Source organism: Faecalibacterium sp. I3-3-33, from assembly GCF_023347295.1.
Classification (GTDB): Bacteria; Bacillota; Clostridia; order Oscillospirales; family Ruminococcaceae; genus Faecalibacterium.
On record NZ_CP094469.1, the window covers coordinates 501,995 to 522,602 of the forward strand.

Genomic DNA, 20,608 nt, shown 5'->3' on the forward strand with positions numbered 1-20,608 from the left:
CGCAAAAAGAGGACACCGCACGAATGCGGTGTCCTCTTTTTGCTTAGGACATATTGTCAGGATCAGTGGCCGCAGCTCTCGCAGTGCTCGCAATCCTCTTCCAGCTTGCCCACGATGGGTTCCGGGTCGATGCCCTGACGGCGGTAGTAGTCGGACAGAGCGGCCTTGACAGCCTGCTCTGCCAGAACGGAGCAGTGCACCTTGACCGGGGGCAGACCCTCCAGAGCCTCCACAACGGCCTTGTTGGTCAGCTTCAGTGCCTCGTCCACGGTCTTGCCCTTGATCAGGTCGGTGGCCATGCTGCTGGTGGCAATGGCTGCGCCGCAGCCAAAGGTGAGGAACTTAACGTCCACGATCACATTGTTCTCGATCTTCAGGTACATGCGCATGATGTCGCCGCACTTGGGGTTGCCCACTTCGCCCACGCCGTTTGCATCGGGCAGCTCACCTACGTTGTGCGGATTTGCGAAATGCTCCATGACCTTGGCACTATACATACTTGCCATAATTACTGTTCTCCCTTCAGGCTGAACTGGCGGGCCTTGTTCTGACCCTGCAGCCACATACAACTCATAGCGCGGCGGCGGGGAATGACCTCCTCCAGCACGTCACACAGATATTTTGCTTCTTCCATGGTGTTCTGCGGGCCAAAGGTGAACCGCATGGAACCGTGGCCGATCTCCTCAGGCACGCCGATGCTCAGCAGGACGTGGCTGGGGTCCAGACTGTCGGAGTTGCAGGCAGAGCCGGTGGAGGCGCAGATGCCGTGCATATCCAGATCCAGCAGGATGGTCTCGCCCTCCAGACCCGGGAAGCTGATGTTCACATTGTTGGGCAGACGGGGACTGCGGCCGCCGTTCAGGCGGGCTTCCGGGATGTTCTTGAGGATGCGGTCGATGACGTAATCGCGCAGCTCGCTCTCGTGGGCCATGCGCTCATCCAGATGCGCCGTGGCGATCTCCAGTGCCTTGCCCATGGCAGCAATGCCGGCCACGTTCTCGGTGCCTGCACGGTGGCGGGCCTCCTGACTGCCGCCATCGATCAAGTTCTGGGGCCATACGCCCTTACGGCAGTACAGGGCACCCATGCCCTTGGGGCCATTGAACTTGTGGGCGCTCATGGACAGCATATCCACGCCCAGCTCCTTCACATCCACGGGGATGGCACCCACAGCCTGCACGGCGTCGGTGTGCATCCAGACACCGTGCTTGTGAGCGACCTCGGCAATCTCCTTGATGGGCTGGATGGTGCCGATCTCGTTGTTGGCCATCATGATGCTGACCAGCGCGGTGTCGGGACGGATGGCAGCTTCCACATCCTCGGGGCGGATGTAGCCCTCGGCGGTGGGCTTGATATAGGTCACTTCAAAGCCCATGCGCTCCAGTGCAGCCATGCTGTGCATGATGGCATGATGCTCAAAAGCGCTGGTGATGAGGTGCTTTTTGTTCTGGCGTGCCTTGGTGAAGGCGGTGCCCTTTACGGCCCAGTTGTCGGCCTCGGAGCCGCAGCTGGTAAAGAAGAGCTCAGCCGGACTTGCATTGATGGCCTTTGCCACCTGCGCACGGCCGGTGTCCACGAATTCCTTGGCCTCGTAGCCCACACTGTAATGGCTGCTGGGGTTGCCGCAGGCACCGCTCAGGGCTTTGACCATCATTTCCAGTGCCTCGGGAGCACAGGGAGTGGTGGCAGCATTATCCAGATAAACCACTTTTTCCATGTTTTCCATAGGAATGATCCTTTCTTATTGAACGCGTCTGCGGGAGCCTTAAATGCCCTGTGCAGATGCGGAATCCTTTCAACGGATAAGTTATACCATATCATTCCCTAGTATGTCAATATGAATACTGGATTTTCGTGATTCAGTCACCTTTTTTGCCTTTTCCGGTCAGCTTGCCCAGCGCTACCTTCCACTTGGGGTAGCCCCAGCGCTTATCCTCGGCAAAGTCGTCCGCCAGCTTCCACGGGAAGATGCCGCCGTCAAAGTACAGGTTTCCGGCTTCGTCCACCCGGTCCAGCTTTTTGGGCAGATAGCTTTCGTCGTAATAGCTCTTGCGGCGGTCCGGCAGTACCCAGTGCAGTGTGCCGTCCTCATCCATGCCGGACGCCCACACGCCGAACACAAAGGTGGCAGCCTCGCCATAGCAGTGCTGCTCAAAGCGGATAGCACCATCGTAGTAGAACTTGATGACCTCCAGCGTGCCGGATTCCTTTTTGCCGTCCCGACCCAAAGTAGGGCGGTAATCCTGCTGGTAACGGCAGCCGCAGTGGCTGCCCGCGAACTCTTTTGCATGGAACGACATGGCATGGTTTCCTTTCTGGTATGGGTTTGTGCTTCTTATTATAATAAGCGGCTTTTTAGGGGACGATTTAGAATATCCTCCGCTTCGCTCTGGATATTTTTAGCGGAATTAGATTTTTTATTTGAGCATCTGAAAAGCCTGCGGGCTTTTCAGATGCTCTTTTTCACGAGTGGAGGGCGCCGGTTTTCTAAGCCCCTTTTGTGAAAATGCGTTTGGAGCGGCCCGCAGGCCGCGACAAACGCGAAATAAAAATAATTTTTCCGCTGTTTATGCCCAGAGCGTAAGCGGAGGGCATTTCAATGGTTTTCCTTAAAAATGCCCCTCAAAATCGCCCTCGATCTCGTAGGGCCAGCTTAAAATGCCGCCAAGGTCCCGCAGGTTGGTGTAGCCAAGGCTTTCCAGCTTCTGCACGGCATCGGCGCTGCGGCGGCCGGTGCGGCAGTACACCAGCCACAGGGCGTTTTTGTCCGGCAGCACCTCGGCGGCACGGTCGATGACCTGACCCAGCGGCAGCAGCTTTGCCCCGGGGATATGCCCCACGGCATACTCGTCCGGCTCGCGCACATCCACGGCTACGGCCTTGCCGGAATCCAGCAGACGAATGGCGTCTGCGGCGGTGATCTTTTCTGTCATACTCTCACTCCTCAAAGATAGGTTCTGTTCCATCCTATGATAACAGACCTTTTTTGTTTGCACAAGAGGTTTCTCCTTTGCAAAATCCGAGTAACGTGCTATACTATAAACTGCAACAAGGAGAGGACTACCATGAAATTTTCCACCAAGAGCCGCTACGCCCTGCGCCTGATGGCGGAGCTGGCGCGCTATGCGCCGGGCACCACCGTCAGCCTGAAGGAGATCAGCGAGCGGCAGAACCTGAGCCTGAAATATCTGGAGCAGATCGTCACCCCGCTGGCGCGGGTGGGGCTGGTCAAGAGCGAGCGGGGCAGTCAGGGCGGCTACCGCCTGACAAAGGACCCCGCCGACTACACCGCCGGCGAGATCCTGCGCGCCATCGAGGGCAGCGTAGCGCCCATTCCGTGCCTTGGCAGCGTGACCAACGAGTGCCCCATGTCTGAGCAGTGCTTCACCCTGCCGTTCTGGGCCGGGCTGGACGAGGTGATCAACCAGTATATCGACAGCGTTACGCTGGAACAGCTGGCAAGCCAGCTGCCCGCACTGGATTCCACCGCGCAGGAGAGCTGCTGCAGCTGCGGCGGCACGAAAAATGAGAAATAAGTAAAAATAAGGCTTGACATTCCCCTTTGCATCGGCTATAATAATCAAGCATTCAGCGAATGTATATAGGGGTATAGCTCAGCTGGTAGAGCAGCGGTCTCCAAAACCGCGTGCCGTGAGTTCGAAACTTACTACCCCTGCCATGACGCACAGGTTCTTCGGAACTTGTGCGTTTTGTTTTTTGAACCCTCTCAGGCGCTCCCGCGCCAGCTCCCCCGAAGGGGGAGCCAAGCCGTAAAGTTTAGCGCTAAAGCATTAGGCGCAATGAGAAAGTTTTCGGCAGTGCTCTTGCCTCTCCCTTTGAGGAAAGACTTCCCCCGCCCCGAGGGAGCTGGCAAAACCGTCAGGTTTTGACTGAGGGAGTTCGTTCTAAACCCCTCCCGTGAAAATGCGTTTGGAGCGCTCCGCAGAGCGCGACAAACGCGAAATTTAAAATAGTCTTTCCGCTGAATATGGCCAGAGCACAGCGGAGGCCATTTAAAATCGTCCCAGCTCCTCCAAACAGCCCACCTTTACCAGCTTTTGCAAAAAATTGCATTTTCCGCAAATTTGTGCTTGACAACAGACCGACTTTCCGATATAATAGAGCACGTTCCCGCGGTAAGATGCCGCACGAACTTGAGCGATCATGGCCCGGTAGCTCAGTTGGTTAGAGCACCAGCCTGTCACGCTGGGGGTCGTCGGTTCGAGCCCGATCCGGGTCGCCATTTGCTGCTATAGCTCAGTTGGTAGAGCGCATCCTTGGTAAGGATGAGGTCTCCAGTTCGAATCTGGATAGCAGCTCCAAAGGCAAACACCTCGAAGTCTTTAAGACTTCGGGGTGTTTTTTTGCGCTTTTTTCAGGGCAGAGGGGCTGTTGCATCCTACTGCTTGTGGAAACCGCCCAAAATAGAACGACTTTTTCTTCCGGTACGTCAATTGAAGCCATCTCTAAGTTGTTATATAATTAACATAATAATGAACTACGGCACAGCGCTGCGTGTGCCGTGATAATTTTGGAGGTTTTGTATTATGGCTCGTTTTACTCTGCCCCGTGATCTGTACCATGGCAAGGGCGCTCTGGAAGCGCTGAAGTCCTTCACTGGCAAAAAGGCAATGATCTGTGTCGGCGGCGGCTCCATGAAGCGCTTCGGCTTTTTGGACCGTGCCGTTGAGTACCTGAAGGAAGCCGGCATGGAAGTGGAGCTGTTCGAGGGCATCGAACCCGATCCTTCCGTGGAGACCGTCATGCGCGGCGCCGAGGCCATGCTGAAGTTTGAGCCCGACTGGATCATCGCCATGGGCGGCGGCTCTCCCATTGATGCTGCCAAGGCCATGTGGATCAAGTACGAGTACCCCGAGATCACCTTTGAGGAAATGTGCAAGGTGTTCGGCATCCCGCCGCTGCGCCGCAAGGCACACTTCTGCGCCATTTCCTCTACCTCCGGCACTGCTACCGAGGTGACCGCCTTCTCCATTATTACCGACTACCAGAAGGGCATCAAGTACCCCATCGCGGACTTCGAGATCACCCCGGACGTGGCCATCGTAGACCCCGATCTGGCTGAGACTATGCCCAAGAAGCTGGTTGCCCACACCGGTATGGACGCCATGACCCACGCTGTGGAGGCTTATGTTTCCACCGCACACTGCGACTACACCGATCCGCTGGCCATTTTTGCCATCCGTATGATCCAGGGTGATCTGGTGGACAGCTACAATGGCGATATGTCCAAGCGCGACTCCATGCACAACGCCCAGTGCCTTGCCGGTATGGCCTTCTCCAACGCTCTGCTGGGCATCGTGCACTCCATGGCACACAAGACCGGCGCTGCCTTTGCAGACTACGGCGCACACATCATCCACGGCGCGGCCAACGCCATGTACCTGCCCAAGGTCATCGCCTTCAACGCCAAGGACCCCGAGGCCAAGAAGCGCTACGGCGTCATCGCAGACGAGATGAAGCTGGGCGGCGCAAACGATGACGAGAAGGTCAAGCTGCTCATCGAGTACCTGCGCGGCATGAACGACGCGCTGAACATCCCCCACTGCATCCAGCACTACGGCCCGGACTCCTACCCCACTGAGCAGGGCTTTGTGCCGGAGAATGTGTTCCTGGAGCGTCTGCCCGAGATCGCCAAGAACGCCATCGCCGACGCCTGCACCGGCTCCAATCCCCGCCAGCCCAGTCAGGAGGAGATGGAGAAGCTGCTCAAGTGCTGCTACTACGACACCGAGGTGGATTTCTGATTCGTCCTTTCTTCGTTACACCTCCCCTAGCGCCAAAAGCCCCGCAGAGCACAACGCCCTGCGGGGCTTTTGCTGATTATGCTGGACGATTTGAAATGCCCGCCGCGTGCGCTTTGGGCATATTCAGCGGAAAAATTATTTTTAATAGAGCAATGCCGGAGCGTCTGCGGACGCTCCGGCATTGCATTTTCACGGGATTGAGACCCCAGCTGTGAAAAAGGGGTTCAGAAACGCCCGCAGGCGTTTCTGAACCCCCAATTCTAAATTATAATTCCTTGAACTATGGCCAGAGCAGCGCGGAGGCCATTTAAAATGGTCCTCCCGCAGCGGCAGACGTTACAGCTTGCTCAGCTGGGGACCCTGTGCGGTATCCTTGACAGCCCAGCCCAGTTCGGTCAGCTGTGCGCGGATGGCGTCGGCAGTGGCCCAGTCCTTGGCCTTCTTGGCGGCAGCGCGCTTCTCTACCAGCGCGGTCACCTCGGCGGGCACCTCGTCCTTCTTGCGGTTGTACAGCAGACCCAGCACGCCGGTGATCTCGTCAAAGGCGGCGGCAGCAGTCTCCAGTGCAGCCTTGCTGGAAGCAGCAGACAGGGTGTTGATCTCCTTGACCAGATCGAACACGGCAGCCAGCGCATCCGGGGTGTTCAGGTCGTCGTCCATGGCGGTGCAGAACTTGGTGCGTGCCTCGGCGGCCTTTTCCTTCAGGGTCTCGTCGGTGTCGAAGTCAGTCTTGCTCAGGGCAAAGTCCAGATTCTCGCGGCAGGTGTACAGGCGCTCCAGACTGTTCTTGCAGCTCTCGATGAGGTCCACAGTGTAGTTCAGGGGCATCCGGTAGCCGGCGGTCAGCATGAAGTAGCGGATGGGCTCGTAGCCGTAGAGGTTTGCCACATCCCGCACGGTAAAGAAGTTGTGCAGGCTCTTGGACATTTTCTGGTTGTCCACGTTGATGAAACCGTTGTGCATCCAGTAGCGGGCAAACTCACAGCCGTTGGCGCACTCGCTCTGGGCAATTTCGTTTTCGTGGTGGGGGAAGATCAGATCCTGACCGCCGCAGTGCAGGTCGATGGTCTTGCCCAGATGGGTGCGGCTCATGGCGCTGCACTCGATGTGCCAGCCCGGGCGGCCCATGCCGTAGGGGCTTTCCCATGCGGGCTCACCGGGCTTTGCAGCCTTCCAGACGGCAAAGTCGGCGGGGTCCTCCTTCAGGTCGTCCTCCATGCGGCTGCGCAGCTCGCGGTTGCCGCTTTCCAGATCGTCCAGATTCAGGTGACTCAGCTTGCCGTAGCCGGGGTCGCTCTTCACCCGGAAGTACACATCGCCGTTTTTGGCAACGTAGGCGTGGCCGGAGTCGATCAGGTCTTTGACGATATCCAAAATCTGGGGGATATGCTCGGTAGCGCGGGGCTGCACGGTGGGCTTTTCGCAGTTCAGACCGGCGGCATCCTTCAGGTACTCGGCCTCAAAGCGCTGTGCCACCTCCTTCATGGAGGTGCCCTCTTCCTGTCCCTTCTTGATGAGCTTATCGTCGATATCGGTGATGTTGGAAACGTAGATCACCTTGTTGCCCCGGTATTCCAGATAACGGCGCAGGGTGTCGAACACGATCAGCGGGCGTGCGTTGCCGATGTGGATATAGTTGTACACGGTAGGGCCGCAGACGTAGATGCGGTACTCGCCGGGCACCTGCGGCACAAATTCTTCCTTCTGTCGGGTCAGGGTGTTGAAGATCTGCATGGTCAATTCTCCTTTTTGTTCCAAACAGAAGCCGCAAAACAAAACGCCCCCGGAGCGGTGCACAAGGCACAGCTCTGAAGGCGGTTTTAAAATCAAAATCGCGGTTCCACTTCTGTTTGTCGCTCAAAGCCGGTAACGGCGGCGCACCGCACGGCGATACTTCCCCACGGGGTTCCCGCCGCGTGCTGTCCGGGCGCACTTTGCGCGGCGGTCTGCAAACAGGCTTCCAGCCAGTGGCCTGTTCTCTCTGCGCAGACGGTATGCGGCGCTACTCTGCCCGGATAAACGCATTTATCCTTTTACCCCTTTATTATAGCGGTGCAGCGCAGGGAAGTCAAGGTACAACGAAGAACGATTCAGAATGCCCGCCGCGTTGCTTTGGGCATCCTCAGCGGAAGAATTATTCTGAATTTCGGGATATCGGAACGCCTGCGGGCGTTCCGATATCCCATTTTTACCCGTGAAAAGGGCCCCCGGAGCGTCCGCAGACGCTCCGGGGGCCGAAATTATAAATCTTCTTTCCGCTGAAATTGCGCAGAGCGAAGCGGAGCGCAATCAAAACGGTGGTGCTTTACCCGGGATACCGGTTCACTTCCAGCAGTTCTTCTGCCCGCTTTACCTGCTCTGCGGTGGGCGGTACAGCGTCCGGCAGGGGGTAGGGAATGCCCAGCTTCTGCCACTTGAACAGTCCCAAGGTGTGGTAGGGCAGCACCTCCACCCGCTGCACCGTTTTCAGGCTGCGGATGAAGTCTGCTGTTTTGCGCAGCCCCTCCTCGTCGTCGGTCAGCCCGGGTACAAGGACGTGCCGGATCCACAGCGGGATGCCGAGGTCGGAGATGTGCCGCGCCATGGCAAGGATGTTGGCGTTGTCTTTGCCGGTGAGCTGCCGGTGGCGCTCCGGGTCGATCTCCTTGAGGTCAAGGATCACCAGACTGGTGTTAGCCATCAGGCGGTCGAACGCCGCCAGATACGCCGGGTCGTCCGGGCGGAAGGGCTGACCGGCGGTGTCCAGCGCTGTGTGCACGCCCTTGGCGCGCGCCAGCGTGAAGAACTCGGTCAAAAAGTCCATCTGCCGCAGCGGCTCACCGCCGCTCACCGTGATGCCGCCCTTTTTGCCCCAGTAGTTGCGGTAGCGGTATACCCGCTGGAACAGCGCTTCCGCCGTCCACTCCTCGCCGCCCTCTGCCCATGTTTCGGGGTTGTGGCAGTACTTGCACCGCAGGGCACACCCCTGCAAAAACACCACAAAGCGCACGCCGGGCCCGTCCACCGAGCCGAAGGATTCCAGCGAGTGGACGTACCCAAGGGTCTTACAGGACGCCATGGCAGGTACGGGCCAGCACGTCCAGCTGCTGCTCGCGGGTCAGGTCGATGAACTTGACGGCGTAGCCGGAAACGCGGATGGTGAAGTTGGCGTACTCTTCCTTCTCGGGGTGCTCCATAGCGTCCAGCAGCTTCTCCTTGCCAAAGACGTTCACGTTCAGGTGGTGTGCGCCCTGATCGAAGTAGCCGTCCAGCACCTGCACCAGATTCTCCACGCGCTCGCCCTCGCTGTGACCCAGTGCCTCGGGGTTGATGGTCTGGGTGTTGGAGATGCCGTCCAGTGCCCAGTGGTAGGGCAGCTTTGCTACGGAGTTCAGCGAGGCCAGCAGACCGTTCTGCTCTGCGCCGTAGCTGGGGGTAGCGCCGGGGGCAAACGGGGTAAAGGCGGCGCGGCCATCCGGCAGAGCGCCGGTGTACTTGCCGTACACCACGTTGGAGGTGATGGTCAGGATGGAGGTGGTAGCCTCGGAGTTGCGGTAGGTGTGGCGCTTCTTGATCATCTCAAGGAAGGTCTTGAGCAGCCACACGCCGATCTCGTCGGCGCGGTCGTCATCGTTGCCGTACTTGGGGAAGTCGCCCTCGATCTCAAAGCCGGTGGCAAGGCCGTTTTCATCGCGCACCACCTTCACCTTGGCGTACTTGATGGCGCTCAGGGAGTCGATGACATGGGAGAAGCCTGCAATGCCGGTGGCAAAGGTGCGGCGCACATCGGTGTCGATGAGTGCCATCTCGGCTTCCTCGTAGTAGTACTTGTCGTGCATATACTGGATGAGGTTCAGCACGTTGACGTACAGCCCGGCCAGCCAGTCCAGCATCTGCACATACTTGGGCAGCACCTCGTCATAGGTCAGGTACTCGCTGGTGATGGGAGCGTAGTTGGGGCCGCACTGCTCGTGGCTCTTCTCGTCCACGCCGCCGTTGATGGCGTACAGCAGGCACTTGGCAAGGTTGGCGCGTGCGCCGAAGAACTGCATCTCCTTGCCGGTCTGGGTGGCAGACACGCAGCAGCAGATGGAGTAATCGTCGCCCCAGACGGGCTTCATCACGTCATCGTTCTCGTACTGGACGCTGCTGGTGTTGACGGACACCTTGGCGGCGTACTTCTTAAAGGCCTCAGGCAGGGCAGAGGAGTACAGCACGGTCAGGTTGGGCTCTGGTGCGGGGCCCATGTTTTCCAGCGTGTGCAGGAAGCGGTAGCAGTTCTTGGTGACCATGCTGCGGCCGTCCATGCCGATGCCGCCCACTTCCAGCGTTGCCCACACGGGGTCACCGGAGAACAGCTGGTTGTAGCTGGGAATGCGGGCAAACTTGACCATGCGGAACTTCATGACCATGTGGTCAATGAGCTCCTGTGCCTGACTTTCGGTCAGGATGCCCTTGTCCAGATCGCGCTGGATATAGATATCCAGGAAGGTGGAGATGCGGCCCACGCTCATGGCGGCGCCGTTCTGGGTCTTGATGGCAGCCAGATAGCCGAAGTACAGCCACTGGCAGGCCTCCTTGGCGTCCTTGGCGGGCTGGGAGATGTCGTAGCCGTAGGCCTCGGCCATCTTCTTCATGCCCTTCAGGGCGCTGATCTGGCGGGCGATCTCCTCGCGCAGACGGATGACGTCATCGGTCATGGTGCCGTCGCCGCAGTTGGCAAGATCCTCCTGCTTGAACTGGATCAGGGCGTCGATGCCGTACAGGGCAACGCGGCGGTAGTCGCCCACGATGCGGCCGCGGCCGTAGGTGTCCGGCAGACCGGTGATGATGTGGGTGTGGCGTGCCTTCTTCATCTCGGGGGTGTAGGCATCGAACACGGCCTGATTGTGGGTGCGGGTGTAGTCGGTAAAGATCTTGTGCAGCTCGGCAGAGGGCTGGTAGCCGTAGGTGGTGCAGGCCTGCTCTGCCATCTTGATGCCGCCGTAGGGCATAAAGGCGCGCTTGAGGGGCTTGTCGGTCTGCAAACCAACGATCTGCTCCAGATCCTTCAGGTTTTCGTCAATATAGCCGGGGCCGTAGGAGGTCAGGCTGCTGACCACCTCGGTCTCCATATCCAGCACGCCGCCCTTGGCGCGCTCGGCCTTCTGCAGCTGCTGCAAAGCACCCCAAAGCTTATCGGTAGCCTCGGTGGGGCCAGCCAGAAAGCTTTCGTCGCCGTTATAGGGGGTGTAGTTTTTCTGGATGAAGTCACGCACATTGACCTCTTCCTTCCAGATGCGGCCTTCAAAGCCTTCCCACTGTTCAAACTGGATCATTGGAACCTCCTTGCTCCATTACGCGGTTAGCGTTTTCTAACTTCTGAGCCTTTGAAAAACCGCTCTGTCTAGGCGGTTTTCTGGGGGCGAAACGGTCTTGCGCTGCCGTCTGCGGCAGCCCTTACTACAAGGTGTAGACAAAAATAAAAACCTGCCCACAAAATCTTGCGTTATTATAATAGCAAGAACTGTTTTAAAAAGCAATAGAAAACAAGTGGGTTTTCTTCCAGCGGAAAGGCTATTCTTTGGGCAGAATGTAGAAAAAACGCCGAAACCCCGGCGGCACGGCAACTTTGCGAAAAAATTTGCAAATTAAGGGTTGACAAGACTAACCGTCTGTGGTATCCTGTTCTCGCAGCGGTGGTTAGCTAATTCTAACCACCGCTGCACCAGAAAAAAGGAGCGTCTGCAAGCGCTCCGCTCCATTCCTCCATTCCTTTCTCTTTTCTACGGGAAGCGGCAGCACGGTTTGCTCTGCTGCTTCCGGCGCGGCACCGGCTGTGTTTGGTACCACAGCCGACGCAAAGAAAACAAAAACGGGACACTCAGCTTGACCACCTGAGTGCCCCGATTTTTGTTTTTACTGCCCCAGCCCCGCCAGTTGTTCATACAGCTGCGCTGCGCCGCCGCCGGGGTATTTTACGCTGACATAGGCGCTGTTCAGGATGCACACGCCGTCGGAGTACACAGTCAGCAGAAACTTCTGGTTTTCGGCATCATCATAAAAGCTGACGGTGACCGACTGCACCGGGAAGGTATCGTGGGTGTAGGCAGAATAGTTCTGGTTCAGTTTTTTGCGGCAGGAGACAGTGGAAAGCAATTCTGCCGTTTGTTGGAACGCTTCGCTGTCCATGGAGAGGAGGTGATAGTCCATGTCGTTTGTGCTGCCAAAATGCGCCACTTCCTCGGTGCGGAGCGTGCCCTGCGAGCTGGCGCGTACCAGTGCTTTCAGGTCGATGGGATGGTATAGCACCGCAAAAGCTGCCAGTGCAAACAGGATAAAAAATAAAGCGGTGCGGGGAATGTGGAAGCTTTTCATCCGTTTACCCCTCCTTTGGCGGCTCCATTTGGACAAGATGCCGCTGGGCGATGAAAAAGCCCACGGCGCTGGCGGCAAATACCACATAATAGCTGGCGATGCGGTAGAGCATCAGTACGCTCATCACCTCGCCCCGTTCCAGAAAGCTGCCGAACACCAGCAGAAAGGCGGTCTCAATAGAACCCATCCCGGCTACGTTGGGCAGGGCGTTGGAAACAAACAGCATCAGACTGGTGAGCAGCTGCACCTGCCAGAAGCCCAGCGGCGAAAGCCCCATGAACCGGATGCACAGGTAGGGCAGGCAGAACAGCCCGAACAGCTTGAGCGCCTGCAGGGCAAAAATTTTCAGGCAGCGGGGCTTATCCGCCAGCAGGCGGCGGCTCTCGGTGCCCAGCACTTCCAGCTGCTCCAGCCAGTCGGCGCGGCGCTGCTGCCACTTTTCGGTCTTGGGCAGAAAGCCCAGCAGCCAGCGGGCGAGGTTCTGCACCACTGGCGAGACGCACAGCAGCACCAGCGCCACGATAACTACCGCTACCACAGCGTATGCCATGGGCAGATACCGCATGACACCGGTGGTGTTGGCGGCAAGCCAGCGGCGCTGTAACAGCAGCATCACGGTGGCGTACAAAAGCACCGTGCTCTTGTGGGAAACGTATTCCAGTGTCATCAGCCCTGCGCCGGGGCCCAGCGGCAGCCCGGCCTTGTGCAGGTAGTACAGCTGCACCGGAACAGCACCGGCACCCAGCGTGACCACGTTGCCAAAGGTGCCGCACCAGCCTACATCTAACCCTTGCCACAGCTTGAACTGCGGCAGACGGCTGCGCACGATGACCCACGCCACGCACCCTTCCAGCAGGGGGTAGCTGAGGCCGACCGCCAGCACCGCCAGCACCTGCCACACCGACAGCTGCGCCAGCGCCGTGGTGATCTCGGCCCAGTGATCCTTAAAAGTGAACACAATGATGCAGGTAAGCACCAGCAGCACCAGCAGAGAGATCGCGGTCTTTTTGCGGGAGGGCTGCTGCGCGGCGGCTTGGCTCATGGAAACAAAACTCCTTTCGGTATGGATGCTTTTAACCGGAAATTCTGGAACCAGTATAGCACATCTCCCGCCGCCCTTTGTGAACGGAAGCGGAACTTTGTTGGGCAATTTGGGGCATTTGATAAAATGGGGAGACCTCTCCCGTAAAAAACAATGCCGGGCAGCGTGCGGCTGGCCGGCATTGTTTTTTCCATTATTCTTCCCCGTCCGTCAGCTCTTTTACCAGCCTTGTCAGGGTGGCTACATAGGATTCGTTGGAGAACTGTTGTTCATATAGGCGGCGGCAGTTGTCGTGCATGGAAGCCAGCACCTCCGGGTGCTCGATGGCCCATGTCAGCTTGTCGGCAAGCTGCTGCGGGTCGTCGTCTTTGTAGAGGAAACCATCCACGCCCTCGGTCACCAGTCCGGCGGTGCCGGTGTGCTCCGATACGATGGAGGGCTTGCCGAAGATCAGTCCCTCGGTGACGAAGGTGGGCATGGGGTCATCGCGGGAGGCGCACACTACGCAGTTGCACTGCTCCATCAGGGATTTGACCTCCGGGCGCTCCAGCCGCTTGCGGTAGAAAACGGTCTGGGGATAGTCCCGCACCAGACTGTCCACGGCATTGTACATCCCCTTGTCGGCGGCTTTGCCCACAAAAAGGAAGGCGGCTTTCTCCCGCACCGCAGAGGGCAGCAATCGGATGGCGTTGCACAGGATATCCGGGCCCTTGCGGTGTTCCAGCGAGCCCACCGTCACAAAGAGGGGACGCCCCCCGGCAAAGCTGATGTCGTAGCGGGGGAACTGCTCGGCGGCGTAGTCCGGCAGACCGTAGATCAATTGCTCGATCTCAAAATCCGGCCGGACGGAGTGCATGGCGGCGGTGGCGTGAGAGCCTACGGCGCAGGCGTGGATATTTTTTCCAAGCTCCTTGGGGATGCTGTGGGCGATGAAGGGGTAGCCCGCAAAGGCATCGTGCAGCCACCACAGCACCGGCACAAAGGAGCCGTTCAGGGTGCTCACCACAGGGGCTTCCACCACCGTATTGGCCAGCACAAGGTCTGCGCTGGTGGCCAGCCCCCACAGGGCACTGGAAGTAACGCAGTCCGGGCGGGTGACCACGGCGGCTCCGGCATCCAGAAACAGCGGCAGCGAGCCTTCGTCCGAGGGACCCAGCACCACCACCTCAAAGCCTAAGCTGCGCAGCACCGGCACGGCGCTTACCAGCACGATGGGCGCGCCGGTCATGGTCAGCTCGTGGCTCAGGATCAGCGCACGGCGTCCCTTGGCGGAGAACACGTCATCGGCGCACAGCTCCCGGCGGAAGTGCAGCAGTGCCTGCGGGATGCGGCAGCTGTGCTGCGCCATGGCATGGGCCAGACGCAGCAGCTCGGTAACGCTGTCCTTGCCACGGGCGGCGGCGCGCACTTCGTCCAGCAATGCGCGGGACACCAGTGCGCAGCGGCTGCCGGGCAGGTGCTGGGTGCTCAGGTACAGGGCGGTAGCGCCGTCAAAGCCAAAGGAGGCATCGCAGATCGCAAGGTCTGCGCCCTCCCGCAGGGCGGCGGCAAAATAGGTCAGGGCAGTGGGGGTGCACTCCACATCCTCGCTTACCAGCAGCACCCCGGCCACAGCGGGGGTCAGCTCGCCCTCCAGCTGTGTCACCAGACGGAACTTGCGGTGCAGCTGGTTTTGCAGCGCCGTTTCCAGCGCCTTGTGACGCCCCGGCGCGTAGACCAGAAGATAGGTGCTCTGGGTATCGGTATAGACCTGCTTAGACAATTGCTTGCGCTGCAGGGTACTGTAACTGGTGTACATGATCCAACTCCTCCGGCAGAATATCGGGCGGGCTTAGTGGCCGCGCAGCAGGGTCAGCAGCCTGCGCAGCGGGGCGGTCAGCCGCCAGCTGCTGCTGGCGCGCATATTTTCCAGCGAGACCTGATATTCGTGCTGGATGCCCTGCAAGGTCAGCAGCTGCTGATTCAGCCGCATACACTCGGCGCGGCTGGCCTGCAATACCTCGTCTGCTTCCTGTGCGGCGGTGGCGTTTTTCAGCTTCAGGTCGTTCAGCGCCCGCAACAGGGATTTGCCGGGCTGCTCGTGCAGAAAACGTCCCAGCGGGTAGTAGTGATAGTTCACCGCAAACTTCATGCCGGCACCAAAGCCGGTGGTGCAGTGCAGCGAAAGGTTGGGGTCTACGTCCAAAAACAGCAGGCTGTCCTCCTGCAATACAAGGCCGTTGACCGGCTGAAAGCTGATGCGCTCGTCCGAGATGGCAAGGTCAGTGATGCAGCAGGCCAGTTCGCCCGGGTCCAGCCGGACGGCGCGGGCGTCCTCCGGCAGAATAAAGGTGACCGACACCTCGTGGGTCAGCTCGTTGTAGACATCCTCGGTGGCGACAAGGCATTCCCGGGGCGAGAAGCCGCTGCCGGTGTCATAGAACAGCTGCGGCAGGGTAAGGGTGATATTCTCGGCTTCGGCGCTGTGCCTGGAAAGCTCGGTCTGGCAGGTCAGCAGCTGCTGCTCCAGCTCCAGACACCGCTGCGCCAGCTGGGAAACACCCTCGTCCGAAAGCTTGAGCTGCTGCTCCAGCTCGGCAATGTGCGCCTGCAGGGCAGCAGGGGTCACGGGGGCATCGTGGTTCATAACGGGATCCTCCTCTTCCTTATCCTAAGCTCGGCTGCACCGCAGCCGGAACATTCAGAATATCAGTGCCGTGGGGTGTAGTGTACCTGCGGGGTGTGCCGCCGGGCGGGGAACAGCTTGATGATCAGGTCCCGCCGCCGTTGCAGCAGGGCGCAGACAAGCCAGATGGAGCCCAGCGAAAGGACATATTGCAGGCAGATGCCCAAAACAGGGCGGTCGGCGTATTTCGCCGCGAACAGATACCACGGAATAGCGGTAAGCTCTACGGTATGTATGCAGAAGATGTACAGGGAGCGGCGGCCGATGGCCTCAAAAAAGCTCACCAGCGCGTTCCGGTGCCGGTTCAAGCGCAGAAACAGCCGGACGAACAGCAGGCCGGCAAGGCCGTCCAGCAGGATGCTGATGGGGCCCATCGTCCACTCTGCCATGGAAACACAGTCGGTGATGCCGGTGGCAAAGGCAGCCACCGGGACCAGCAGAACGGCAGCCCACAGGATGCAGGACATCCGGCGGGACAAGGGCTGATCCAGCCAGTGCTGACGCTTGGCAAGGTAACCAAGGTACAGGTACGGCGTGATCACCGCGCCTTGGATCAGGCAGAAGGGCAGCTCCCATACAAGGCTGGCACCCCAGCCCAGCAGGGCACAGCCGCCCACCGCCCACGGGATGTACCGCTCCGGGAAGATGTTCAGGATAACGTCCAGCGCGATCCAGCCCATCAGCAGCGCCAGCAGGTACCACATGGGCCCGCAGGAAAAGAACTCCTGCCCGAAGTAGGTGGCGGTGTGGGGCAGACCCAGCAGAAAACCGCCCGCCACCTTGATGCTCTCGGTCAGGGAGCCGGGCAGATAGTGAAAGGTATTATAATGAATGATAAAATGCAGCACCGTGGTAAAGACCGCAGTGTAGCAAAAGGGCTTGAGCAGGCTTTTGAGCTGCTGGTGGATGCATTTGCCGATGGAGCGCTTGCGGAAGCCGTAGCCGCTGGCGATAAAAAAGGCCGCCATCAGCGTTTCGCGGTAGACAAAGACCAAAAAGGCGGTCAGCGACAGGCCGTTCGACAACTGAAGCGGATAAAGTTCCGCAGTGTGTCCCAGCACGATGGCCAGCATCCCTGCGCCCTTGAGCATATCAAACATCCCGATGGAGCTGACAGTGCGGGGCTTGGTTGTTTCCATGAAAGATTCCTTCCCTGCGCCGGGCCAATACCCCTCATGAAAAAAGCCGGATACGGCGCAAATGATCGATTTTTATACAGCATTGCCATGATATATGGCTAGTATAATGCTTTTTATAGAGACTGTCAATTTTGTTTTGCAGTCCGCACCATACCGGAACTGGTATTTTGCGCTAAAAATTGTAGCATAGAAACCGGAAGATTGCAACGAAAGGTAGAATTTGGCCGGGCTGTGCCCTAAGATATGCAATAGAAAGTTGCCAAAAATGGAAATTAAATGTTGCAGAAGTATTGCATTGCGCTGGAAGATATTGTATACTGGGCACAGTGCGACGCACCGCTGCATGAAAGGACAACGTGGGAGGAAAAAGCAATGATGAAGGTAAAAGTATTGGACAACGTTTATGATCTGGTCACGCTGAATATGGAGCAGCGTTTTTCGGAGCGCGTGGCGCTCCGCTTCTATAATAAGGATACGGACGAGGTGACCGTAGTCCATTATAAGGACTACGCGCGGGATATCCGCCGTGCGGTCAGCTACTTCCAGAGCACCATCCCGGATATCAAGGGCAAAAAGATCTGCCTGCTGAACAAAAATTGCTACGAATACGCCGTGAACACCTTCGGCATCATTCTGGCGGGCGGTGTGCTGGTACTGCTCAACCAGCACAAGAGCTGGGACGAGCTGTCCTACGAGCTGGAGCTGGTGGAACCCGCCGCCATCCTGACCGATGGTGACGACTACGGCACCAAGGAGCAGCTGGAAGCCGCCTACGGCAGCATCCTGCGCCCGATGGACGGCTTCCGCGCTTATGAGCCGGTGGCAGAAATGCCCCGCTGCATCGGCCACGATGACCTGATGATCCTGATGTTCACCTCCGGCACCACCGGACGCAGCAAGGGCGTGATGCTGAGCGAGCGCAACTTCTTCAGCGTCATGCGCGCCCATGTGCAGATCGGTGAGCACATGATGGAGTATAAGCACGACCCGGAGCTTGTGGTCAGCCAGTACACGGTGCTGCCCATGTTCCATCTGGGCGCGTTCATCTGCCTGTTCTCGTGGGCGCACGCGGGCTGGGGCCTGAACGTCAGCGGCGATATCCGCAACTTCTATAAGGAGATCCAGCGGATGCCCAGTCAGGTCATGGCGGTGGTGCCGGTGATCATGAACTCCCTGCACAAGGACGTGATGCGCGGCCGCAAGAAGCGCTTGGGCGAGCTGTGGGTGCCCATCTGCTCCTCTGCCATGTTTGACCCGCAGGTGATGCTGGATATGGCCACCAACGGCATGTTCGTGGTGCAGACCTACGGCGCTACCGAGACCTGCGGCGACGGCATCATCAACTATGCGCAGGATGAAAAGCACATCGGCGCTGTGGGACAGGGCAACGATTATCTGGATTACAAGCTCGAGCCGGACGGAGAGCTGTGCATCCGGGGCGACAGCATCATGCTGGGCTACTACAAGGATCCCGAGGCCACCGCGGAGGTCATCGACAAGGACGGCTGGTTCCACACCGGCGACCTTGCCCGGGTGGATGAGGACGGCTACTACTACATTACCGGCCGCAAGAAGAACCTGATCATTCTGGACAGCGGCGAGAACATCAGCCCCGAGGAGCTGGAAGGTCTTGTGGAAAAATGCCCCGCTGTGCAGGAGTGCATCGTGAAGGAAATGGGCAAAAAGATCGGTGTTGTGGTGTACTGCCCGCAGGCCGAGCAGCAGACCGTGCAGGAGCATATTACCGAGATGAACCGTACCCTGCCGCTGTATAAGCGCATCGGTGTGGTGGAGTTCAGTGCAGAGCCGCTGCCCCGCAACGCCACGGGCAAACTGCTGCGCTGAGTATAAAACGGATGAGATAAAACAGAAGGGAAAACTACAATGGGCAAATTTGTGGAAAACATGTACGACGCTATTACGCTGGGCATGGAAAAGGAATTTCCCCAGCGCGTGGCCTTCCGCTACTATACCGAGGAGACCGACACCGTGACCACCGTCCTTTTTAAGGAGCTGGCACAGGATGTCCGCCGGACGGTCACCTACCTGCAGAGCACCATCCCGGATGTGAAGGGCAAAAAGATCTGTCTGCTGAGCAAGAACAGCTACGAATATGTGGTAAACACCTTTGGCGCGATCATGGCAGGCTGCGTGCTGGTGCCAATGAACCAGCGCAAGAGCTGGGCAGAGATGTCTCACGAGCTGGAGCTGGTGGAGCCCGCCGCCATCCTGACCGACGGCGAGGACTACGGCAACAGGGAGCAGCTGGAGGCCGCCTATGGCAGCCTGCTGCGTCCCATGGACGGCTTCCGCAGCTATGAGCCGGCAGCCGAGCTGCACCCCATCGGTCACGATGACCTGATGGTGCTGATGTTCACCTCCGGCACCACCGGCCTGAGCAAGGGCGTTATGATGAGCGAGCGCAACCTGTTCAGCGCAGGTCATGTGCTGTGGGCCATCTCCGCACAGCTGGAGGACAAGATCAGCCAGAAGGAGCCCCTGCCCGGCCACTACATGGTGCTGCCCATGTTCCATCTGGGCGCTTTCATCGACCTGTTCTCCACCACCGTCATGGGCTGGCCGCTGAACCTGGGCAACGATATCCGCAACTTCTACCGCGATATCCAGAAGATGCCCAGTCAGGTCATGTCTGTGGTGCCGATGATCATGAACGCCCTGCACAAGGACGTGATGCGCGGCCACCGCGATCGTCTGGGCGATCTGTGGGTGCCCATCGGCTCTTCTGCCATGTTTGACCCGCAGGTACTGCTGGATATGGCGCACAACGGGATGTTCGTCATCCAGTGCTACGGCGCTACCGAGACCTGCGGTGCCGGCATCATCAACTTTGCACAGGACGAAAAGCACATTGGTGCCGTGGGTCAGGGCAGCGAGTACATGGACTACAAGATCGAGCCGGACGGCGAGCTGTGCATGCGCGGCGACTGCGTGATGATGGGCTACTATAAGGACCCGGAGGGCACCGCAGAGGTCATCGACAAGGACGGCTGGGTGCATACCGGCGACCTTGCCCGGGTGGACGAGGACGGCTACTATTACATTACCGGACGCAAGAAGAACCTGATCATTCTGGACAGCGGTGAGAACGTCAGCCCCGAGGAGCTGGAGGGCATGGTAGAAAAATATCCCGCCGTACAGGAATGTATCGTAAAAGAACTGGGCAAAAAGATAGGTGTTGTGGTATACTGTGAAAAGGAGCACCAGCAGACCGTGCGTGACTTTGTTGCCCAGATGAACCGCACCGTCCCGCTGTACAAGCGCATCGGTGTGGTGGAGTTCAGCGAAACGCCGCTGCCCCGCAACGCTACGGGCAAGCTGGTGCGCAAGTAAAACGCAACAGAAAGGAAGCATAATACGATGGAACGTGCAGAAATCATTTCTCAGATCACGGCTATTCTGGAGGATGTCGCAGAGGTATCGCCGGAGGATGTGACCGAAAGCAGCGTCCTGATGGACGATCTGGATCTGTCCTCTATGGAGATTTTGACCATTGTGGCAGATCTTGAGGAGACCTTTGGTCTGCGCATCCCGGAAAAGGAGCTGCGCAACTTTGTCACCATGGGTGATCTGGTGGATTATCTGGTAGCAAACGTGGGGTAAAAACCAATGGAAACGCAACAGCGCTCGACGGAATATAACT

At 58.5% G+C, this 20,608-nt stretch carries 17 protein-coding genes and 3 tRNA genes; 8 read left to right on the top strand and 12 right to left on the bottom strand.

Annotation, left to right across the window (positions count from 1 at the left end; genetic code table 11):
- Positions 1-62: 62 nt before the first annotated feature.
- The 4 genes from nifU to MTP39_RS02385 form a co-directional block, all read right to left on the bottom strand.
- Positions 63-506, bottom strand: a complete 444-nt coding sequence (gene nifU / locus MTP39_RS02370; RefSeq protein WP_005922938.1) for a Fe-S cluster assembly scaffold protein NifU — start codon at positions 504-506, stop codon at positions 63-65.
- 2 nt (positions 507-508) lie between these two features.
- Positions 509-1,726 carry a cysteine desulfurase family protein gene (locus MTP39_RS02375; RefSeq protein WP_081028484.1) on the bottom strand — a complete coding sequence of 406 codons (1,218 nt, stop codon included), beginning with the start codon at positions 1,724-1,726 and terminating at the stop codon, positions 509-511.
- A 133-nt stretch (positions 1,727-1,859) separates the two neighbouring features.
- Positions 1,860-2,300, bottom strand: coding sequence for a hypothetical protein (locus MTP39_RS02380; protein WP_005922940.1), 441 nt, complete (start codon positions 2,298-2,300; stop codon positions 1,860-1,862).
- 309 nt (positions 2,301-2,609) lie between these two features.
- Positions 2,610-2,933, bottom strand: a complete 324-nt coding sequence (locus MTP39_RS02385) for a rhodanese-like domain-containing protein (RefSeq protein WP_055186843.1) — start codon at positions 2,931-2,933, stop codon at positions 2,610-2,612.
- 132 nt (positions 2,934-3,065) lie between these two features.
- Between MTP39_RS02385 and MTP39_RS02390 the strand changes: the two genes are divergently transcribed.
- The 5 genes from MTP39_RS02390 (at position 3,066) to MTP39_RS02410 (ending at position 5,765) form a co-directional block, all read left to right on the top strand.
- On the top strand, positions 3,066-3,536 hold the full coding sequence (locus tag MTP39_RS02390; protein WP_249241287.1) for an RrF2 family transcriptional regulator: 471 nt from the start codon (positions 3,066-3,068) through the stop codon (positions 3,534-3,536).
- Positions 3,537-3,603: 67 nt separating this feature from the next.
- Positions 3,604-3,679, top strand: a tRNA-Trp gene (locus MTP39_RS02395).
- A gap of 487 nt (positions 3,680-4,166) precedes the next feature.
- Positions 4,167-4,243: transfer RNA gene (locus tag MTP39_RS02400), tRNA-Asp, on the top strand.
- A 3-nt stretch (positions 4,244-4,246) separates the two neighbouring features.
- Positions 4,247-4,322: transfer RNA gene (locus MTP39_RS02405), tRNA-Thr, on the top strand.
- A gap of 225 nt (positions 4,323-4,547) precedes the next feature.
- Positions 4,548-5,765 carry an iron-containing alcohol dehydrogenase gene (locus MTP39_RS02410; RefSeq protein WP_015537293.1) on the top strand — a complete coding sequence of 406 codons (1,218 nt, stop codon included), beginning with the start codon at positions 4,548-4,550 and terminating at the stop codon, positions 5,763-5,765.
- A gap of 336 nt (positions 5,766-6,101) precedes the next feature.
- On the opposite strand, the gene cysS is transcribed toward MTP39_RS02410, so the two are convergent.
- From cysS to MTP39_RS02450, 8 genes are all read right to left on the bottom strand, one after another.
- Positions 6,102-7,499, bottom strand: a complete 1,398-nt coding sequence (gene cysS / locus MTP39_RS02415) for a cysteine--tRNA ligase (protein ID WP_249241288.1) — start codon at positions 7,497-7,499, stop codon at positions 6,102-6,104.
- Positions 7,500-8,070: 571 nt separating this feature from the next.
- Entirely contained in the window at positions 8,071-8,823 is a 753-nt protein-coding gene (gene pflA / locus MTP39_RS02420) for a pyruvate formate-lyase-activating protein (protein ID WP_249241289.1), read from the bottom strand.
- Positions 8,810-11,062, bottom strand: coding sequence for a formate C-acetyltransferase (pflB, locus tag MTP39_RS02425; protein ID WP_249241290.1), 2,253 nt, complete (start codon positions 11,060-11,062; stop codon positions 8,810-8,812). Before pflB ends, pflA begins: the two co-directional genes overlap by 14 nt.
- Positions 11,063-11,642: 580 nt before the next feature.
- The gene (locus MTP39_RS02430; protein ID WP_249241291.1) at positions 11,643-12,101 is read right to left on the bottom strand and encodes a hypothetical protein; all 459 of its coding nucleotides are present in this window, start codon (positions 12,099-12,101) and stop codon (positions 11,643-11,645) included.
- Between the two features lie 4 nt (positions 12,102-12,105).
- Complete coding sequence (locus MTP39_RS02435) at positions 12,106-13,143, bottom strand: lysylphosphatidylglycerol synthase transmembrane domain-containing protein (RefSeq protein ID WP_249241292.1); 1,038 nt, start codon at positions 13,141-13,143, stop codon at positions 12,106-12,108.
- A 193-nt stretch (positions 13,144-13,336) separates the two neighbouring features.
- A complete protein-coding gene (locus MTP39_RS02440) occupies positions 13,337-14,941 on the bottom strand; it encodes a glycosyltransferase family 4 protein (protein WP_249241293.1) in 1,605 nt (534 codons plus the stop codon).
- Positions 14,942-14,974: 33 nt separating this feature from the next.
- Positions 14,975-15,769: a hypothetical protein gene (locus MTP39_RS02445; protein ID WP_249241294.1), complete on the bottom strand. Its 795-nt coding sequence runs from the start codon at positions 15,767-15,769 to the stop codon at positions 14,975-14,977.
- Between the two features lie 62 nt (positions 15,770-15,831).
- Positions 15,832-16,947: an acyltransferase family protein gene (locus MTP39_RS02450; RefSeq protein ID WP_249241295.1), complete on the bottom strand. Its 1,116-nt coding sequence runs from the start codon at positions 16,945-16,947 to the stop codon at positions 15,832-15,834.
- Between the two features lie 372 nt (positions 16,948-17,319).
- Between MTP39_RS02450 and MTP39_RS02455 the strand changes: the two genes are divergently transcribed.
- Genes MTP39_RS02455 through MTP39_RS02465 form a run of 3 tightly spaced genes read left to right on the top strand, consistent with a single transcriptional unit; the run spans position 17,320 to position 20,568 of the window.
- Positions 17,320-18,792, top strand: coding sequence for a class I adenylate-forming enzyme family protein (locus MTP39_RS02455; RefSeq protein WP_249241296.1), 1,473 nt, complete (start codon positions 17,320-17,322; stop codon positions 18,790-18,792).
- Between the two features lie 39 nt (positions 18,793-18,831).
- Positions 18,832-20,298: a class I adenylate-forming enzyme family protein gene (locus MTP39_RS02460; RefSeq protein ID WP_249241297.1), complete on the top strand. Its 1,467-nt coding sequence runs from the start codon at positions 18,832-18,834 to the stop codon at positions 20,296-20,298.
- A gap of 27 nt (positions 20,299-20,325) precedes the next feature.
- Positions 20,326-20,568, top strand: a complete 243-nt coding sequence (locus MTP39_RS02465) for an acyl carrier protein (protein WP_249241298.1) — start codon at positions 20,326-20,328, stop codon at positions 20,566-20,568.
- Positions 20,569-20,608: the final 40 nt, after the last annotated feature.

Excerpts from the sequence above, each read along its gene's own strand:
- MTP39_RS02440 (WP_249241293.1), bottom strand. The coding sequence starts at position 14,941 with ATGTACACCAGTTACAGTACCCTGCAGCGCAAGCAATTGTCTAAGCAG.
- MTP39_RS02430 (WP_249241291.1), bottom strand. The coding sequence starts at position 12,101 with ATGAAAAGCTTCCACATTCCCCGCACCGCTTTATTTTTTATCCTGTTT.
- MTP39_RS02460 (WP_249241297.1), top strand. The coding sequence starts at position 18,832 with ATGGGCAAATTTGTGGAAAACATGTACGACGCTATTACGCTGGGCATG.
- MTP39_RS02465 (WP_249241298.1), top strand. The coding sequence starts at position 20,326 with ATGGAACGTGCAGAAATCATTTCTCAGATCACGGCTATTCTGGAGGAT.
- cysS (WP_249241288.1), bottom strand. The coding sequence starts at position 7,499 with ATGCAGATCTTCAACACCCTGACCCGACAGAAGGAAGAATTTGTGCCG.
- MTP39_RS02410 (WP_015537293.1), top strand. The coding sequence starts at position 4,548 with ATGGCTCGTTTTACTCTGCCCCGTGATCTGTACCATGGCAAGGGCGCT.
- MTP39_RS02385 (WP_055186843.1), bottom strand. The coding sequence starts at position 2,933 with ATGACAGAAAAGATCACCGCCGCAGACGCCATTCGTCTGCTGGATTCC.
- pflA (WP_249241289.1), bottom strand. The coding sequence starts at position 8,823 with ATGGCGTCCTGTAAGACCCTTGGGTACGTCCACTCGCTGGAATCCTTC.
- MTP39_RS02380 (WP_005922940.1), bottom strand. The coding sequence starts at position 2,300 with ATGTCGTTCCATGCAAAAGAGTTCGCGGGCAGCCACTGCGGCTGCCGT.
- MTP39_RS02455 (WP_249241296.1), top strand. The coding sequence starts at position 17,320 with ATGATGAAGGTAAAAGTATTGGACAACGTTTATGATCTGGTCACGCTG.
- MTP39_RS02375 (WP_081028484.1), bottom strand. The coding sequence starts at position 1,726 with ATGGAAAACATGGAAAAAGTGGTTTATCTGGATAATGCTGCCACCACT.
- MTP39_RS02435 (WP_249241292.1), bottom strand. The coding sequence starts at position 13,143 with ATGAGCCAAGCCGCCGCGCAGCAGCCCTCCCGCAAAAAGACCGCGATC.
- pflB (WP_249241290.1), bottom strand. The coding sequence starts at position 11,062 with ATGATCCAGTTTGAACAGTGGGAAGGCTTTGAAGGCCGCATCTGGAAG.
- MTP39_RS02390 (WP_249241287.1), top strand. The coding sequence starts at position 3,066 with ATGAAATTTTCCACCAAGAGCCGCTACGCCCTGCGCCTGATGGCGGAG.
- nifU (WP_005922938.1), bottom strand. The coding sequence starts at position 506 with ATGGCAAGTATGTATAGTGCCAAGGTCATGGAGCATTTCGCAAATCCG.
- MTP39_RS02450 (WP_249241295.1), bottom strand. The coding sequence starts at position 16,947 with ATGGAAACAACCAAGCCCCGCACTGTCAGCTCCATCGGGATGTTTGAT.
- MTP39_RS02445 (WP_249241294.1), bottom strand. The coding sequence starts at position 15,769 with ATGAACCACGATGCCCCCGTGACCCCTGCTGCCCTGCAGGCGCACATT.